Raw genomic sequence first — 17,123 nt, 5'->3', positions numbered from 1 at the left:
GATTATTCTAACTGTTCAGCGAGTTGTCTAAGCCAATTGATAAATTCTCTGAGTTCAAAGTTGACTTGATGCCAAACTAAAGGGTAATTTTCAACAAGTTTTTCTAGCCTGTTAGGATCTAATTCAAAACCATACAAATTTCTAACAATATGCCTAAAACCTAGATACTCATTTAACAGAATAACTGTGTCTGGAGTCAAAATCGCTGGCAACCCTTCTCTTTCTATACTCATTCTATTTAAAAGTCTTTTATGCCAATCAAAACTTGAGGGTAAAGAACCATTTAATTCAGAAACAATGAGTTGAAAAATCCGCTCACAACCTGTATAAAAGTTATGTAACTTTAAGGCTAGACTTTCATGAAAAATTGTAGCCCGGTCTGGATCATTTTGAACTTCCTGATAGACTTGAGCGATCGCTAATTCCAACCTTCCTAAACGTTCTAACTCAATTTCAATATCAGTTGCTAGTTCTCTAATTTTACTCGCTGACATTGGCTTCATAAACACATTCTCCTGTGGCTAAAACCCTTTCTCGAAAGTGGGGTTCTAAGTCTTCTAGGGGTTTCAAATCAACCCATCGGGATGTTAAGTTATTAGCGATCGCAACGGCTGTAAAATAATCCCTGGTTGGCACTCCTTCTACCGCTAAATCAATATCAGAGTTTTGATTAAATTTTCCCCGAACCAAAGAACCAAACAAAATAACTTTTTTAATAGAAAATTTTTCTATTAATGCTTGAACAATCGCTTGAACTTCTGTTCTGGCTTGTTCCGCTCTAATTTGATCCTCTAACTGTTGCTGTTTTTGCTGTTTTAGCCAGTAGTCTAAAAAATATTTCATAACTGGAATTTATTTTTTATTTTTCTGTTTTAATTCAGTTAATGAATTTTGATAATCCTGCCTATCTGGATATAATTTGACCAACTTTTCTAAGGGTTCAATTGCTCCTTGAATATCATTTTGTTGCAACCGAACATTCACTAAACCTTCTAATGCTGTTGGGTTATTTGGTTCCCGTTTTAATACGGTTTCATAACCTTTTTCTTGCTTTTGTAATAAAGCACTTGCAGATTGTTGTTCTGTCGTTTGAGTCGCTTCAGGTTTTTTTTCAAATGCACCTTTGAACACTTTTCCTAATCCAAATATACTCGTACCAAAAAAAGACAGCAGTGATAGGAACATAATCACTTTTTGTACCTGCTTAGAGCGTTCCATTTTACGGATACGCTCGGCTCCATATTGTTTTTCTAATGATTGTTTCTCGGCGGGATTCATTGCTTATACCTTCCTCTTATTTTCGATTATTGGGCTTTAATAGTACCTATTCTCAGAATACCCAATTTGATCTCAAAACTAATCAGAACTAGATTCAGGTAATTCCCCAAACTGTTGACGGTAGCGGCTGAGTAAGGTTTCTAACTCTTGGGAACGCTTTTGAGCTTGTTCAGCTTGGTGTTGGGCTTGTTCAGCTTGAAGTTGGGAGGCTTCAGCTTGGCGTTGAGCTTGTTCAGCTTGAAGTTGAGCTTCTTCGGCTTTTTGTGCGGATAATTCATCGGGTGTGGGCAGAATTTCACCTTCTGAAGTTGCCCATCTTAACCATACTGTTTCAACGGTTTTATAAACCCCTGACCATCGTACTAATGATAAGCCTAATTGTTGACTGAATAATCGATTAAATTGATCGGGAAAAATTGGTTCATAACTGCCATTTTTTAAAGTAAAACCTGCCAATTCATCGGAGTTAAAAGGATCATACCAGAAATATTCGGGAACCCGAACTTGATTTTGATAGATGATTTTTTTGTTAGTTTTATCCTCTTGGGCGGTACTAGGGGATAATAGTTCAATAATCACATCGGGGGCTTTTCCCTCTTCCCAAACTACCCAACTTTTTCGTTCTTTTTTGGGAACTCCTAATACGGCAAAAAAATCGGGGCCTTTGAAGTCTTGGTTCCGCACTTGGGCTAAACTAAAGTAGAGGAACATATTGCCCCCAACATAACCATCTTCTCGCGGTTCTAACCAAGGAATTAACGGATCAATGAGTAAATCCATTTGCATTTTATGGCGTTGGGTTTCCATAGGGACTCCATCGTCATAGGGTAGTTCGTCTTGAGTGGGCGGTAATATGACCCCAAAAGGGATTGTTTCTGATGATAGTGACATTGCCCTCAATTAATCAATAGATTAATGATTTTAGAGATATCCTATCATAGCCATTTACCATTTTGGTAAGTAGGGTAACCGTTCAAGTCACAACAAAGATTATAAAACCCTACAATTCTTAATTTTTTCTAACTCAGAGGCCGGGTTTAGATAATTTGTTGGTAGGTATTCAAGATTGACTCGAACCCGCCCCTACAACTGCGATAAATCTTGAATACCTTAATCTTTTCTTAGTGTCTTCGTGACGAGTGTGGTTACTTCAAAAATCCCATAAAATTGTAAGTTTTGGTGATGGGCATAGCCTATTCTACGTTGGGTTAGATTGTTTTTGACTTTTAATTAATACATTCGCAAACCAAGGACTAATTAATAAGATCAATAACATTCGAGTCATTTGCATAGCTAATACAATTCCGGCATCTCCTCCGAGTTGAATTACCGTTGCGATCATCGCTGTAATTCCTCCGGGGGTGGAACCCAATATCGCCGTCATGGTATCAACTTGGGTAATTTGATGGAAAATATAACCCGCACCCAAACAAAATAGAATTAATATGATAACTAAAAATAATTCAATTAAAACGGCTTTCCAGAGTCTTTTGGCATTCTGCCAGTCAAACTTTAAACCCACCGAAAATCCCACAAATAATAGCCCAATTGTAAACAGCAAAGGGGGCATTTTAATCGAATAGGGAAATGTCCAAAATACAATTAAACTAACTATAAACGGCCCAAGAAACAAGGCTGAAGGTAAACTAAACTTTTTCCCTAAAACGATTCCTAATGCCGCACAAACCCCCATAATTCCTAGGTTGTAAAGCATTGGTAAAGCAGGTGAAGTGTCCATGGGAATAGAGACCACAGACCCGACAGCCACATCCCCCGCAAACCAGAACCCGACGAGGGCAGGAACAATTAATGCTACTAATAGAATCCGCAGATATTGTAACAGGGCAACGGCGATCGCATCAGCCCCCATTTCCTCACTCATGGCAATTAAACTGTAACTCGCCCCAGGAACACAACTGAGGAACCCGGTCGCCCGGTCAATTCCGCCCCAGCGTCCTAAAAAATAACCATTCAAAATACTCATACCCCCGGTCACCAAAATACAGAGCATCAGGGGGAAGGCGTAAGTCCCCATTAACCCTATAGTACTAAGTGAAAAGCCCGTAGCCGTTGCGATCGCCACAATAGCTTGACCCACAATAAAAAAGATCGGGGGTAGGGGCTGAGGTTTGCCCTGAAACACCGCATAAATAATCCCCGCCACCATTGGGCCAATTAGCCAGGCAACGGGAACGTGCAACCAATTGAACAGATAACCGACGCCCACAGCTAACATAAATAGAGGTAGAAGATGGGCAAGTTGGGGCAAAGTTTGATATAACTCTTGCCCCAAGTTGGTGAGGGTATTTTTATAGTCTGTATTCATTGAATAGGGGCGATTTTTGATTAAAATTCTATGAAGTTGGAATCGATTTCAGGGTGGTCAACGCTTCCTCAACGTGACGCGAAAAATCTAGCATAGAATCAAACAGATGTCGCACTACGCCGTCCTTATCAATCACATAGGTAACGCGGCCCGGGAGCACCCACATCGTCGCTGGAACACCATAGAGTTGACGCACTTTATTCCCGGTATCGCTCAACAAAATAAACGGCAGATTGTATTTTGTGGCAAACTGTTGATGAGATTGGGCCGAATCCGAACTAATGCCAATCACTTCCGCCCCCGCATCTGTAAAAACTTGATAACTGTCTCTAAAGGCACAGGCTTCGGCGGTACAGCCCGGGGTATCATCCTTGGGATAGAAGTAGAGGACAATAGATTTTTTTCCCCGAAAGTCTTTGATGCTCACTGATTCGCCCGTTTGCGAAGTTAAGGTGAAATCAGGAGCCATATCCCCTATTTTAACAGCCATATTGGTGATAACCCTGTATGATTTGGTTAAATGTTAACGTTTGTATCATAGCGCCAACAATGAGAGATCCAGAGATCCGGCGATTGAAATCGCAGCTACACAACCCAAACCCGCCTGCGCGGGTTGAAGATAAAATCAGAGAACATTATGTTAATCTGTTAATTAGTCCGCGCACCATCCGGACTTCGTTTGTGTAGCCGCGATTTCAATCGCTGGGTGAAAAATTCTGGGTGAAAAATTCATTTGTACTATTTAACCAATTCTCTAAAATAATATTAACTCAACATTACCATTTTTACCATGAAAACATTATTAATTTATCCTCAATTCCCGTCTACATTTTGGTCGTATGAAAAAATCCTAGAATTAGTTGATCGTAAAGTGCTGTTACCGCCCTTGGGATTAATTACGGTAGCGGCAATTTTGCCTCAAACTTGGGAATTCAAATTGGTTGATCGTAATATTACTGCGGTAACTGAAGCGGAATGGGAATGGGCAGAATTAGTCATCCTTTCGGGAATGATTGTGCAAAAATCCGATTTTATTGCCCAAATTCAAGAAGCCAAAAGACGCGGGAAATTAGTCGCCGTGGGTGGCCCCTATCCCACTTCTGTCCCCCATGAAATTGAAGATTCCGGGGCAGATTTTCTGATTTTAGATGAAGGGGAAATTACCCTACCCATGTTTGTAGAAGCCTTGGAAAAAGGTGAAACTTCCGGGGTATTCCGCACGGAAGAAAAACCCAGTGTCACCTCAACTCCTATTCCCCGTTACGATTTATTAGAATTAGATGCCTATGATTCTATGTCGGTACAATTCTCCCGGGGATGTCCGTTTCAATGTGAATTCTGTGACATTATTGTACTGTATGGTCGCAAACCCCGCACCAAAACTCCAGAACAATTGTTAAAGGAATTAGACTATCTTTATGAATTGGGATGGCGACGATCAATATTCATGGTAGATGATAATTTTATCGGGAATAAACGTAATGTCAAATTACTGTTAAAAGCCCTAAAAGTTTGGCAAGCTGACCATCAATATCCCTTCCGATTTAATACCGAAGCCTCTATTGATTTAGCCGATGATGGTGAATTAATGGACTTGATGGTGGAGTGTTATTTTGATGCGGTATTTTTAGGGATTGAAACCCCTGATACCAGTAGTTTAGAAATGACTAAAAAATATCAAAATAACCGCAGTCCGTTATTAGAAGCCGTTGATAAAATTATCCGCGCTGGCTTACGTCCGATGGCAGGATTTATTCTGGGATTTGATGGGGAAAAACCAGGGGCGGGATCTCGAATTATTGAATTTGTCGAACAATCTGCAATTCCCACGGCCTTATTTAGTATGTTACAAGCCTTACCCAATACGGCTTTATGGCATCGTTTAGAGAAAGAAGGACGGTTAATTAATCCTAAAAAGTTTGATATTAACCAAACTACATTAATTAACTTTGTTCCTACCCGTCCGGTGGAAGAAATTGCTCAAGAATATATTGAAACCTTCTGGCAATTATATGATCCTGAACGCTATTTAGAACGCACCTATCGCTGTTTCCTCAAGTTGGGCGCGCCGAAATGTCATCCTCCGGGTAAATTCCCCAGTTGGATTGATTTAAAAGCCTTAGCAACTGTGATTTGGCGACAGGGAATTAAACGCCAAACTCGCTGGAAATTCTGGGGATATTTGTTTAGTATTATCAAATATAATCCCGCCGTCTGGGATCAATATTTAACCCTCTGCGCCCATAACGAACATTTCTTAGAATACCGCCAAATTGTCAAAACTGAAATTGAACAACAGTTGGCAGAATATCAAGCTCAAAAAGCCCAACTTCCCGCCAAAATTCCCGCATAATTTAATCATCAACCCGTAGGGTGTGGCCATTAATGCCCACGCACTATTGATGTTAACTTAAACCTAAAATCCTGTTTTTATCCTAGACTAGATCCCCCCTAACCCCCCTTAAAAAGGGGGGAATTAGATCCCCACTAACCCCCCTGTAGAGAATAAGCATGGCTAGTCTCTACAGGGGGGAATTAGATTTCAAAGTCCCCCTTTTTAAGGGGGATTTAGGGGGATCAAATCTCAGCAATAATCAGGGGTTTTCAGTTTAGGTTAACACCAATGCTTACCCATCCCCTGATTATTGATAAATTTATTTTAAAAACCTGACATCATAAATGATATTTATAGAAAAATGATATTTTTTATGATTTCTTAACAATTTATCGAAGGTTTTATTAAATTTTTCTAAATTTGCTAGATATGACACCAAAATTGATCAATTTTATGGTAGGTTGCAACAGCAACTTATCAGGATTAAAACTGATAGTTCAATTCAAGTGCATTCTCAAGAGGTTTAATAATGCCACTGACTAAGAAATGTCTTGCTGAGTTCATGGGAACATTTTGGCTAGTTTTTGGAGGGTGTGGATCTGCTGTTTTTGCCGCTGCATTTCCCGATCCAACTAAAGATCCAACTAATCCCTTTGGGATTGGATTTGCTGGGGTTGCATTAGCTTTTGGTTTAACAGTTTTAACTATGGCCTATGCCATAGGTCATATTTCCGGTTGCCATCTCAATCCGGCGGTTTCCTTTGGATTATGGGCGGGTAAACGCTTCTCTGGAGGCAAAGATTTAGCACTTTATATTGGTTCTCAAGTTGCCGGAGCAATTTTAGCCTCTTTAGTGCTTTATTTAATCGTTAGTGGGAAAACCGGATTTGATCCAGTGGCTTTTAGAAGTGGTTCTAACCCCTTTGCTACCAATGGATATGGAGATCATTCTCCCGGCGGTTACAACTTATTTGCGGCAGTGCTGCATGAATTTGTGTTGACATTTATGTTCTTGATGGTGATTATGGGATCAACCGATAGTCGTGCACCTCAAGGGTTTGCCCCCATTGCCATTGGTTTAGGATTAACCTTAATTCACTTAATCGGCATTCCAGTCACCAATGTATCTGTAAATCCGGCCCGTAGCACAGGCCCGGCATTGTTTATTGGCGGTTGGGCAATTCAGCAATTATGGTTATTCTGGGTCGTTCCGATTTTGGGAGGAATTGCCGCCGCCCTCACCTATAACAATTTATTTGGTGAATCCCCATCTGATCCCAATTCTTAATCAATAAAAGTTTTAAATTCATCCTCGTTTTGTGTTTAATATCTTTCTTTCTAGGTAGGTGGTCAAAAAGCTAATTGTTGCGCCTTAGCGGACTAACGCAGTGCGCTGAAGCGCAACAATAAGTTAAACTTTATATGGGTTTATTTTTGACCACCTACTTACTCTAAACAGAGGGAGAAAATTAATCAAGGATCAATATTCAAGCCTTATTCTTCCTCTCCCGATTCAAAGGGTTGAATTGAAACCACCGGAGCAATAGAAGTTAGTTTTAACTCAGGATGATCGGCTTCCGCTTGACGACAATTCCATTCATTTTTAAACAGCAAAACTGGACGATCCCAACTATCTTTAACCACCGCCGCGTTAAAAATTCGTCCCACTTTATTTAAAACCTCCCAACCTCCCGTGACCCAACGGGCCACAGTATAGGGGAGAGGTTCTAATAGGGTTTCAGCCCCATATTCATTTTGCAATCTAAACTGCACCACCTCAAATTGCAGTTGACCCACCGCCGCTAAAATCGGGTCACGTTTAGATTGATCCACAGAAAACATAATTTGTACCGCCCCTTCCTCTCGTAATTCTAAAACTCCCTTATGGAATTGTTTAAACTTAGAAGGATTGGGATTTTTTAAATAGGCAAATAACTCCGGGGTAAAACAGGGAATCCCTTCATATTCTAATTTTTTGCCCATATAAATGGTATCCCCAATGGCAAAAACCCCCGGATTATTTAATCCAATCACATCCCCAGGATAGGCCGTTTCAATCGATTGTCTTTCCTGGGCAAAGAGTTTTTGCGGACGGGAAAGACGGACAACTTTTCCAGTCCGGGCATGATTCACCGTCATATCCTTTTCAAATTTTCCCGTACAAACGCGCACAAACGCCACCCGATCTCGGTGTTTGGCATCCATATTCGCTTGTAGCTTAAAAACAAAGCCCGTAAACTCTGGATATTCGGGTTCCATATCCCCCAAGGTACTCAGATGGGAACCGGGTTTTAAGGCATAATCTAAGAAGGAATCTAAGAATAATTGCACCCCAAAGTTAGTCATGGCACTGCCAAAGAAAACCGGGGTCATTTTTCCAGCATGAACTAAATCTAAATCAAATTCGGAACCGACGTGTTCTAGGAGTTCTAATTCTTCTTTTAATTGTGCATAAAGATCGGGATCTAAAAATTCCTGAAGGCGGGGATCATCTAAATCAAAAACCGTATCTAACGCTTCTCGACTTCCGTGGGCACTGCGTTCAAATAAATGAATTTTTTGTTTACGACGATCAAATACTCCTTTAAAGCGATCTCCCGTACCAATCGGCCAATTTATGGGATAGGTTTTTAACCCTAATTCTTTTTCTATTTCATCCAGTAATTCTAAGGGTTCTTGACCCGGACGATCCATTTTATTAATAAAAGTAAAAATAGGCAGACCCCGCATTTTGCAGACTTCAAAAAGTTTGCGAGTTTGCGGCTCTAAACCCTTGGCGGCATCTTCTAACATCACCGCATTATCAGCAGCAGCTAAGGTGCGGTAGGTATCTTCACTAAAATCTTGGTGTCCGGGTGTATCTAGTAGATTAATTTGACAGTTGTTATACTCAAACTGCAAAACCGTTGAGGTAATCGAAATTCCCCGTTGTTGCTCCATTGCCATCCAGTCTGAGGTAGCATGACGTTGGGCCTTCCGTACTTTAACAGCACCAGCTTCGTGAATGGCACCTCCGTAGAGGAGTAATTTTTCGGTCAGGGTGGTTTTTCCAGCATCAGGGTGAGAAATAATCGCAAAGTTGCGACGTCGCTCAACCTCCGTTTGAATTTCCGTTTGAATTTCTGTAGTCATTAAAGCCTAAATCGGGAATTTGTATCACAAGTATAATTATAAAGGTTAAAGGTGATTTTTGCTGCGGGCGATCGCATCACCCTATTACTGTTGGTGCTATTATCAATTGTTAATCCCCTTTTTTTGAACCCAAATTCAAACTTTTATTGTATCTTTAATTTCCAATGATAAATTCTAAATTGTCATGAATTTCACCTGGATGATTTCACAACAACTGGTTGCAATGACCTCCTGGATGCCTCATGGTTCCTGCTACCTTTGGCAATCTCAATTAATGGGGCTACATCTGGTTTCGGATTTATTGACTACGATCGCTTATTTTTCTATTCCCCTTGGCTTACTTTACTTTGCTCGTCGGAGTCAAGATATACCCTTCTCTAATATTTTAATCCTATTTAGTACGTTTATTTTTGCTTGCGGACTCACCCATTTGATGTCAATTATCACCCTTTGGTATCCTTTGTATTGGCTATCCGGTGGATTAAAGGCAATTACTGCAATAGTTTCAATTTTTACCGCCTGTTCCATTATTCCTTTAGTTCCTAAACTGTTACAGTTTAAAAGTCCCAAAGAACTTGAAAAAGTTAATGAGTTATTAAATAAAAATCAACAACATTATCAAAATTTAATGGATGCTTGTCCAGTGGGTTTGTTTGAAACCGATGCAACGGGACAGTGTTTATTTATTAATCAATATGGCTACAAAATTACGGGAACTCAACCTGCGGATGCGTTGAATAAAAATTGGGTCTATGGAATTTATCAGGAAGATCGCGAAAGGTTAATTCAAGAATGGTTAACTGCGATTGAAAATCAACAACCCTTTTATTCAGAATATCGTTTACAGGCTGCCGATCAAAATGGGTTTTGGGTATTGGGTCAAGCGATTCCGATGAAAGATGAAGTGGGACAGGTGACCGGCTATATTGGCACAATTACAGATATTAATGACCGCAAAATAATAGAGGAAAATTTACAAAAATCTCAACAAATGTTGCAATTAATTATGAATACGATCCCGCAAAGAGTTTTTTGGAAGGATCGAAATTCAGTCTTTCAAGGGTGTAATTTACAATTAGCTTTGGATGTGGGATTAAAGTCTTCTGAAAATATTATTGGTAAGACAGATTACGATTTAAGTTGGACTTTGGATGAAGCTGAATTGTATCGACAAGTTGATCGAGAGGTCATGGAAACGAATACCCCTCGTTATCGGATTATCGAAACTCAATTACAAGCAAATGGAAAACAATGTTGGTTAGAAACTAATAAAATTCCTCTCCATGATCCAGAGGGGAATGTAGTGGGAATATTAGGAACCTATGAAGATATTACAGAGCGAAAATTAGCGGAAGAATTATTAGCAGAATCTGAAATCCGATTTCGACAACTGGCTCAACAGGAAAAACTAATTAATCATTTAGCCAATCAAATTCGCAATTCCTTGGATTTAAAAACAATTTTAGAAACAACAGTGTTGCAGGTTTGGGAGTTAATGAAGGTTGACCGATGCTATTTTTGTTGGTATCGACGGTCAGAAATGAGTTTCAATTCAGATTACCAAAATTTATCTCAATCCCATTCTAATTCAGTCTATTGGGAAATAGTAGCCGAAGCCAAAGATCCGGCAATTCCTGATATTATTGGTCGATATTATTTAGAAGATGTTGGTATTTGGTCGGAGAAGTATTTGGATTTAGAAATGGGACGAATTGATCATATTGATCATGTCCCCGAATCTGAAAGAAAGTCATTTTTGCTCAAGTTTGGCTTGGTATCTGTGCTGTCTCTCCCCATCCAAACTCAAATGGGAGAAATCGGGGTTTTAGTTTGTGGAAATCATCAAGAACCCCGTTGTTGGAGTGATTCTGAAGTAGAATTATTACAGGCTGTCACCGCGCAAGTGGCGATCGCCATTAATCAAGCCCAACTTTATAACCAAACCCGAGAAGCAGCGACTTTAGCTAAGGCTCAAACCCTGGAATTAGAAGCGACTTTAAATAAATTACGACAAACTCAAGCCCATTTAATTCAAACCGAAAAGATGTCTTCTTTAGGTCAGTTAGTGGCGGGAGTCGCCCATGAAATTAATAATCCAATTAATTTTATTTATGGAAATGTTAATTACGCGACCCAATATCTGGAGGATTTATTAAGTTTAGTAGCACTATATCAAGCTCATTATCCTGAACCAATTTCTGATATTAAAGAAGTAATTGAAACCGTAGATTTAGAATTTTTGCAACGAGATTTTCCCAAAATATTAAGTTCAATGAAAGTTGGGGCGAGTCGCATTCAACAAATTGTTTTATCCCTGAGAAATTTTTCTCGTTTGGATGAAGCAGATGTCAAACAAGTTAATTTACATGAGGGCTTAGAAAATACATTATTGATCTTACAAAATCGCTTATCAGAAACTGGAGAAAGACAAAAAATTCAGGTGATCAAAAATTATGGGGAATTGCCCTTAGTGCATTGTTATGCAGGTCAGATTAATCAAGTCTTTATGAATTTACTCACTAATGCTATTGATGCCATTCAGGAGCGAATCGTAGAACAAAATCAACAAATTATTTCTAATCTAAATCCCAATGATGTAGAGTTATATGCCGAAGATGATATCGGTTTTAATTCATTGAATTGCTGGAAACCAACTATTACGATTACTACAGAAGTTATTGAGAATAATCAGGTTTTAATCAGAATTGCTGATAATGGGATGGGAATAACGGAAACCGTTAAAAATAAATTATTTGATCCATTTTTTACCACAAAACCTGTAGGTAAAGGAACTGGTTTAGGATTAGCCATCAGCTATCAAATTGTGGTAGAAAGACATCTAGGTCAGTTAAAATGTTCTTCTCAAGTTAGGGTCGGATCGGAATTTACAATTGAGATTCCCATTCAACAACACAAAAATTTTACTCCTGATCAAAGATAATTCCTTCATATAAAAGCTCAATCGGACATTCAAATTCTATGCTTTGTAATGCGATCGCATCTCCATTTGTGTATTCATAATAATACCACATTTTTCCTTCTCCCCGATGATAAATCTCAACACTCATCGATTCTGAATCAATTAACACATACTCTTGTAAACTAGGAATCTGGCGATAATATTTGAGTTTTTTTGTGCAATCATAACTAGCGGTACTGGGGGAAAGAACCTCAACAATAACTTTAGGGTTTTGAATAAACTTACGAGATTTTAAATCTTCAGGATCACAAGTTATGACTAAATCTGGATAAAAATAACGACTGTTTTGATTAGCCTGAACTTTCACATCGGAGACATTAACTCGACATCCTCTTTGACGTAAATGGGGTCTGAGTGAGGTATATAAGTTAAGAGCAATGTCATTATGAGGAATACTCCCTCCGGTCATTGCCACAATTTCACCATCGACATATTCATGGCGCATTTCCTGTGTGGCTTCCCATTTTAGGTATTCTTCTGATGTCATTTTTGGAGAATCTTGAAAATTAGCAATCATGATTTTTTCCTGTATTAATCTAGGCTATTGAATGGCTATCTACTGACAATATTAACATTAATTAGATAAATTGTCATCTATATTTAGCCATAATATTATACTCAATTTCCTCTTCTTCAGTCCATTGTCTATATTTAAACTGATAATTTATTCCCTTAATTGCCAAGGTTGCTAGATAGTTTTCTGCGGTTTCAATTCTTTGTAACGTCCAATTTTTAGCTAATTCCGAATCCTGGGAAATTTTTAAAATTTTTAAGTCTGAATCCAGAGGAGTTGCAATTTCAATATCCTCTAACCCAACTAAACCTTCTCCCGTGGCTTTTAAATAGGCTTCTTTGCAAGTCCAGAGTTGAAAAAATGCCGAATATTGTTTTTCTGAATTAAGGGAATTCAACCACTGGTATTCAGAGTCACAAAAAAAGCGTTTTGCCAGAGATAGAACTTCAATTTCCCGAATATATTCTATATCTATGCCGATATTTTCTTCAAGGGCGATCGCATACATCGCTTTCCCATAGGCATGAGATAAATTAAACTTTAGGGGTAAGGAAGCTTGATCTAAACTCGGTTTTCCATTAGAACTGTACTTAAAGTAAATCTGTTTTGGAGAAAGGTTTAAATAGCGGCTGAGAATCATTCTTAATGTTCCCCTGGCAATCGTAAATGCCTGTTGATCTCGTTCAAACTTAAACCGTCTCGCTCGTTTTAGCTCATCATCAGCCAGAATACTTTGATAAAATTCTAGGTGTTGAGGCGATCGTGTTAGATTGGTTTGCCAAATATGAACCGTCTGGGAAGATAACTGAAAATCCGATAAAACCATTGTCCTGATTAATCTTATTAATGGAGTCAACAATTTCACTTGTTTTGTCTGATTCTGGTGCGGATCACCCCAAAAATTAACAGATCTGAGACTATCAAGGGTGAACAGATCAGATATTATTAGATAATCAAGGTAGACCGCCCACCCTAACCCGAGATGATCACTATGGAATCCTCAAAAAATCAGCGAAAAAAGCAAGTAAAGCGAGCGCTGGAAAAAACACCCACTCCGAAATATGTCGATCACTATATTACCTTAGCTAACCTCAGCTATTACCTGCAACTCCAGCAGCAGTATTAAAAAAATTCGATATATAGCAGCATTACCCATTATCTATTACCCCTTACCCCCTCGTAATTCATAATTCGTAATTCCCCCTTGCCCATTACCCATTTCTATATGTCATGCTTCAACTACAGACTGATCTTGATCTGCGGTGATATCATACCCAATGGACAGCTAATTAATACTAAATATGGTTAACTTAACACCGAATCCTAGTTATAGCGTTACAATTCGTCTGGAACTGCCTAACCGTGCCGGAATGTTGGCTAGTGTTTTTCAAGCGATCGCCACCGTCGGGGGAAATTTAGGCCAAATTGATTTAATTGAACAAACTCTGCACAAAACCATTCGGGAAATCAGTGTGGACGCCTCTAGTGAGGAACACGCAGAACAAATTGTCCAAGCGGTAAAAGATTTAACTGAGTTAAAAGTATTAGCGGTTTATGACCGAACATTTAATCTCCATCGTGCCGGAAAAATCAGTATTCAAAGTAAAATTCCGCTCAAATCTCAATCGGATTTAGCCATGGCCTATACTCCCGGGGTAGGTCGAATTTGTAAAGCGATCGCAGAAGATCCAGAACAAATTTATCAACTGACCATTAAACAAAATACCGTCGCGATTGTGACCGATGGTAGTGCAGTTTTAGGCTTGGGAAATTTAGGGCCCGGCGCAGCTTTACCCGTGATGGAAGGGAAAGCCATGCTATTTAAAGAATTTGGAGATGTTGATGCCTTTCCGATTTGTTTAGATACCCAAGATACTGACAAAATTATCGAAACGGTTAAATATCTGGCCCCAGTTTTCGGCGGCATAAATTTAGAAGATATCGCCGCTCCTCGCTGTTTTGAAATTGAAGCCAGGCTGCGAGAATCTTTAGATATTCCGATTTTTCATGATGATCAACATGGCACGGCAATTGTTAGTTTAGCCGCGTTAATTAATTCCCTAAAATTAGTCAAAAAATCCCGGGAAGATATCCACCTGGTTTTAAACGGGGCGGGTGCTGCGGGGGTTGCCATGGCCCGTTTATTTAAAAAAGCCGGAGTGCGGAATATTACCCTCTGTGATTCTAAGGGAATTATTAGTCATAATCGCACCGATATTAACGCACAAAAACGGGAATTTGCCGTTAACTTATCGGGAACTTTAGCGGATGCGATGAAGGATGCGGATGTGTTTATGGGAGTTAGTGCCCCTGGGGTGGTAACTCCCGAAATGGTGCGATCTATGGCGAAAAATCCTATTGTTTTTGCTATGGCTAATCCGATTCCTGAAATTCAACCGGAATTAATTCTAAATGATGTCGCAGTCGTAGCAACCGGACGCAGTGATTATCCCAATCAAATTAATAATGTTTTAGCCTTTCCCGGTCTATTTCGAGGGGTGTTAGATTGTGGAGCTAGAAGTTTAACCATTTCCATGTATTTAGAAGCCGCAAATGCGATCGCCTCTTTAGTTTCTCCCACGGATTTAGATCGGGAATATGTTGTGCCTTCGGTATTTGATAAACGGGTTGCGACAGCCGTCGCCAGTGCCGTTACCCATACCGCCCGTCAAGAAGGTTTAGCCCGCAATTAAATAATCGTAGTGAGTCCTGAAGGACTCTCTTAAGGGTGTGAAAGACTCACTACGATTTTTTATATAAAAAATTTGTTTGAGATAAACAACCATGTCTAAAATTCTGGTTATTGAGGATGAAGACTTAATTAGAGATAACATTATCGAATTACTAGAAACAGAAAAATTTGAAGTTTTTAATGCCGGAAATGGCAAAATTGGTTTACAATTGGCAATTCAGCATCAACCAGATTTAATTTTGTGTGATGTGGCGATGCCGGAAATCGACGGTTATGGGGTTCTCGTTGCTTTACAAAAAAATCCGGTCACGGCAACTATTCCCTTCATCTTCTTAACAGCAAACTCCGATGTCGGCGACCTGCGAAAAGGAATGCAGCTTGGGGCTGATGATTATCTAACCAAGCCTTTCACCCCCACAGAATTACTCAAAGCCATTGTGATTCGTTTGAAAAAAAATGCCACTTTAAAAGCTAATTATACTCACCAATTAAAAATAGCTGAATCTAAACTTAATCAATTAATTTATCAAGATAGCCCCACTAACTTACCCAACCGTTTATCCCTGTTGGAATATTTTCAACAAAGGTTGGATGAGTTTTCATTGCTGTCTGTTGCTAATCAAAATTGGCAACAAAATGGGATGATACCGATTATCTATTTAGGGATAGATCGGTTTGGTAGAATTAACGATATTTTAGGTTATGAAGGGGGAGATTCCCTTTTGAAAGCGGTGGCCGAGCGGTTAAGAAAAAGTTTACCTGCTGATAATATTATTATTCATATTGATAGCAATCAATTTGCAATTTTACTCCCACCAATTTTGGAGCAACAACAGATTAAGACCGTAATTGAAAACTTACAACAGCAGATCTCTGATCCCTTTGTGTTAACAAATCGAGAAGTTTTGATCACCGTTAGTGCTGGAGTTTCCCTTTATCCCCAAGATGGTCGGGATATTCAACACCTGCTGCGGGAGGCCAAACAAGCCATGAATCAAGTTAAACAACAAGGAGGAAATCATTATAGTTTTTATATTCCTGCTTCGGAACATCAACTGTCGGAAAGGATTGATTTAGAAGTTGCTTTGCGGTATGCTTTAGAAAGAGAAGAATTGGAACTTTACTATCAACCGCAAGTCAGTTTGAAAACGGGAAATATTATTGGTGCGGAGGCCTTACTTCGCTGGAAACATCCCCAAAAGGGCAGGATTTCCCCAATAAAATTTATTCCTATTGCGGAAGAAACGGGTTTAATTGAATCCATTGGCGAATGGGTTTTATCTCAAGCCTGTCAACATAGTCAAGCCTGGCGATCTCAAGGTTTAGGAAGTTTGCGCGTGGCGGTAAATTTATCGGGGCGGCAATTCCAAACACCTAATTTATGCCAAAAGTTAATGGAGATTTTACTCACTACGGGCTGTGAACCGGATTATTTAGAATTAGAATTAACCGAAAGTTTATTAATTCGAGATGCTGAATTATCCATCCAACAGTTACAGGCTTTAAAAGCCTTGGGAGTAACCATAGCTATTGATGATTTTGGGACGGGATATTCTTCCCTAAGCTATCTGCAAAAATTCCCCTTTGATGTGCTGAAAATAGATCAATCTTTTGTCCGCAATCTCCATACTAATAAAATCAATGCCACCATCACGCAATCTTTAATTTCAATGGCTCATCTGTTAAATTTAAAAGTGATTGCTGAAGGGGTAGAAACTCAAGAAGAATTAAATATCTTGCAGAGCTTTCAATGTGATGAAATTCAGGGGTATCTATTTAGTCGTCCGCTCAATTTAGAGGATTTTCAAACTTTAGTTAAAAGTGGAAGTCAATTAAATATTTCTCAACCTCATCCATCATAATCCT

Annotated in this window: 15 protein-coding genes; 6 read left to right on the top strand and 9 right to left on the bottom strand. The window is 39.2% G+C overall.

The features are described from left to right. Nucleotides 1-2 precede the first annotated feature (2 nt). The 6 genes from PL11201_RS16160 to PL11201_RS16135 all read right to left on the bottom strand — a co-directional run bounded on the left by PL11201_RS16160 (nt 3) and on the right by PL11201_RS16135 (nt 4,094). A complete protein-coding gene (locus tag PL11201_RS16160; RefSeq protein ID WP_079679948.1) occupies nt 3-503 on the bottom strand; it encodes a ribonuclease toxin HepT-like protein in 501 nt (166 codons plus the stop codon). Next, entirely contained in the window at nt 481-843 is a 363-nt protein-coding gene (locus PL11201_RS16155; protein WP_079679947.1) for a nucleotidyltransferase family protein, read from the bottom strand. The genes PL11201_RS16160 and PL11201_RS16155 overlap by 23 nt, the downstream gene beginning before the upstream one ends. A gap of 9 nt (nt 844-852) precedes the next feature. Then, a complete protein-coding gene (locus tag PL11201_RS16150) occupies nt 853-1,278 on the bottom strand; it encodes a tetratricopeptide repeat protein (RefSeq protein WP_079679946.1) in 426 nt (141 codons plus the stop codon). Between the two features lie 78 nt (nt 1,279-1,356). Continuing rightward, on the bottom strand, nt 1,357-2,169 hold the full coding sequence (locus PL11201_RS16145; protein ID WP_079679945.1) for a Uma2 family endonuclease: 813 nt from the start codon (nt 2,167-2,169) through the stop codon (nt 1,357-1,359). A 307-nt stretch (nt 2,170-2,476) separates the two neighbouring features. Next, on the bottom strand, nt 2,477-3,604 hold the full coding sequence (locus PL11201_RS16140) for an AbrB family transcriptional regulator (RefSeq protein WP_079679944.1): 1,128 nt from the start codon (nt 3,602-3,604) through the stop codon (nt 2,477-2,479). A gap of 28 nt (nt 3,605-3,632) precedes the next feature. Further along, entirely contained in the window at nt 3,633-4,094 is a 462-nt protein-coding gene (locus tag PL11201_RS16135; RefSeq protein ID WP_079679943.1) for a peroxiredoxin, read from the bottom strand. A gap of 300 nt (nt 4,095-4,394) precedes the next feature. Here PL11201_RS16135 and PL11201_RS16130 point away from each other — a divergent pair, with 300 nt between their 5' ends. Continuing rightward, the gene (locus PL11201_RS16130) at nt 4,395-5,957 is read left to right on the top strand and encodes a B12-binding domain-containing radical SAM protein (protein WP_079679942.1); all 1,563 of its coding nucleotides are present in this window, start codon (nt 4,395-4,397) and stop codon (nt 5,955-5,957) included. Nucleotides 5,958-6,468: 511 nt separating this feature from the next. Next, nucleotides 6,469-7,227 (top strand): aquaporin Z, encoded by a 759-nt coding sequence (gene aqpZ, locus PL11201_RS16125; protein WP_079679941.1) that lies wholly within the window; start codon nt 6,469-6,471, stop codon nt 7,225-7,227. A gap of 206 nt (nt 7,228-7,433) precedes the next feature. On the opposite strand, the gene prfC is transcribed toward aqpZ, so the two are convergent. Beyond that, entirely contained in the window at nt 7,434-9,071 is a 1,638-nt protein-coding gene (prfC, locus tag PL11201_RS16120; RefSeq protein WP_079679940.1) for a peptide chain release factor 3, read from the bottom strand. A gap of 184 nt (nt 9,072-9,255) precedes the next feature. Between prfC and PL11201_RS16115 the strand changes: the two genes are divergently transcribed. After that, on the top strand, nt 9,256-12,012 hold the full coding sequence (locus PL11201_RS16115) for a PAS domain-containing sensor histidine kinase (RefSeq protein ID WP_079679939.1): 2,757 nt from the start codon (nt 9,256-9,258) through the stop codon (nt 12,010-12,012). Here the strand turns inward: PL11201_RS16115 and PL11201_RS16110 are convergent. Both PL11201_RS16110 and PL11201_RS16105 read right to left on the bottom strand, forming a co-directional pair. Next, nucleotides 11,993-12,568: a Uma2 family endonuclease gene (locus PL11201_RS16110; protein ID WP_079679938.1), complete on the bottom strand. Its 576-nt coding sequence runs from the start codon at nt 12,566-12,568 to the stop codon at nt 11,993-11,995. The two genes, PL11201_RS16115 and PL11201_RS16110, sit on opposite strands and share 20 nt — an antisense overlap. A 73-nt stretch (nt 12,569-12,641) precedes the next feature. Further along, nucleotides 12,642-13,391, bottom strand: coding sequence for a 4'-phosphopantetheinyl transferase family protein (locus tag PL11201_RS16105; RefSeq protein ID WP_079679937.1), 750 nt, complete (start codon nt 13,389-13,391; stop codon nt 12,642-12,644). 165 nt (nt 13,392-13,556) lie between these two features. On the opposite strand from PL11201_RS16105, the gene PL11201_RS27355 reads away from it, so the two are divergent. The 3 genes from PL11201_RS27355 (at nt 13,557) to PL11201_RS16095 (ending at nt 17,119) form a co-directional block, all read left to right on the top strand. Then, on the top strand, nt 13,557-13,691 hold the full coding sequence (locus PL11201_RS27355; RefSeq protein WP_255377698.1) for a hypothetical protein: 135 nt from the start codon (nt 13,557-13,559) through the stop codon (nt 13,689-13,691). A gap of 175 nt (nt 13,692-13,866) precedes the next feature. After that, nucleotides 13,867-15,258, top strand: a complete 1,392-nt coding sequence (locus PL11201_RS16100) for a malic enzyme-like NAD(P)-binding protein (RefSeq protein ID WP_079679936.1) — start codon at nt 13,867-13,869, stop codon at nt 15,256-15,258. A gap of 91 nt (nt 15,259-15,349) precedes the next feature. Continuing rightward, complete coding sequence (locus PL11201_RS16095; RefSeq protein ID WP_079679935.1) at nt 15,350-17,119, top strand: EAL domain-containing response regulator; 1,770 nt, start codon at nt 15,350-15,352, stop codon at nt 17,117-17,119. Nucleotides 17,120-17,123: the final 4 nt, after the last annotated feature.

Source organism: Planktothrix sp. PCC 11201 (assembly GCF_900009135.1).
GTDB lineage: Bacteria > Cyanobacteriota > Cyanobacteriia > Cyanobacteriales > Microcoleaceae > Planktothrix.
Note: the sequence above shows the minus strand (reverse complement) of the source record. Positions and strands in the feature narration are given on the sequence as shown.

Coding starts and splice junctions, on each gene's coding strand:
- PL11201_RS16160 (WP_079679948.1), bottom strand. CDS start 503: ATGAAGCCAATGTCAGCGAGTAAAATTAGAGAACTAGCAACTGATATT.
- PL11201_RS16155 (WP_079679947.1), bottom strand. CDS start 843: ATGAAATATTTTTTAGACTACTGGCTAAAACAGCAAAAACAGCAACAG.
- PL11201_RS16150 (WP_079679946.1), bottom strand. CDS start 1,278: ATGAATCCCGCCGAGAAACAATCATTAGAAAAACAATATGGAGCCGAG.
- PL11201_RS16145 (WP_079679945.1), bottom strand. CDS start 2,169: ATGTCACTATCATCAGAAACAATCCCTTTTGGGGTCATATTACCGCCC.
- PL11201_RS16140 (WP_079679944.1), bottom strand. CDS start 3,604: ATGAATACAGACTATAAAAATACCCTCACCAACTTGGGGCAAGAGTTA.
- PL11201_RS16135 (WP_079679943.1), bottom strand. CDS start 4,094: ATGGCTGTTAAAATAGGGGATATGGCTCCTGATTTCACCTTAACTTCG.
- PL11201_RS16130 (WP_079679942.1), top strand. CDS start 4,395: ATGAAAACATTATTAATTTATCCTCAATTCCCGTCTACATTTTGGTCG.
- aqpZ (WP_079679941.1), top strand. CDS start 6,469: ATGCCACTGACTAAGAAATGTCTTGCTGAGTTCATGGGAACATTTTGG.
- prfC (WP_079679940.1), bottom strand. CDS start 9,071: ATGACTACAGAAATTCAAACGGAAATTCAAACGGAGGTTGAGCGACGT.
- PL11201_RS16115 (WP_079679939.1), top strand. CDS start 9,256: ATGAATTTCACCTGGATGATTTCACAACAACTGGTTGCAATGACCTCC.
- PL11201_RS16110 (WP_079679938.1), bottom strand. CDS start 12,568: ATGATTGCTAATTTTCAAGATTCTCCAAAAATGACATCAGAAGAATAC.
- PL11201_RS16105 (WP_079679937.1), bottom strand. CDS start 13,391: ATGGTTTTATCGGATTTTCAGTTATCTTCCCAGACGGTTCATATTTGG.
- PL11201_RS27355 (WP_255377698.1), top strand. CDS start 13,557: ATGGAATCCTCAAAAAATCAGCGAAAAAAGCAAGTAAAGCGAGCGCTG.
- PL11201_RS16100 (WP_079679936.1), top strand. CDS start 13,867: ATGGTTAACTTAACACCGAATCCTAGTTATAGCGTTACAATTCGTCTG.
- PL11201_RS16095 (WP_079679935.1), top strand. CDS start 15,350: ATGTCTAAAATTCTGGTTATTGAGGATGAAGACTTAATTAGAGATAAC.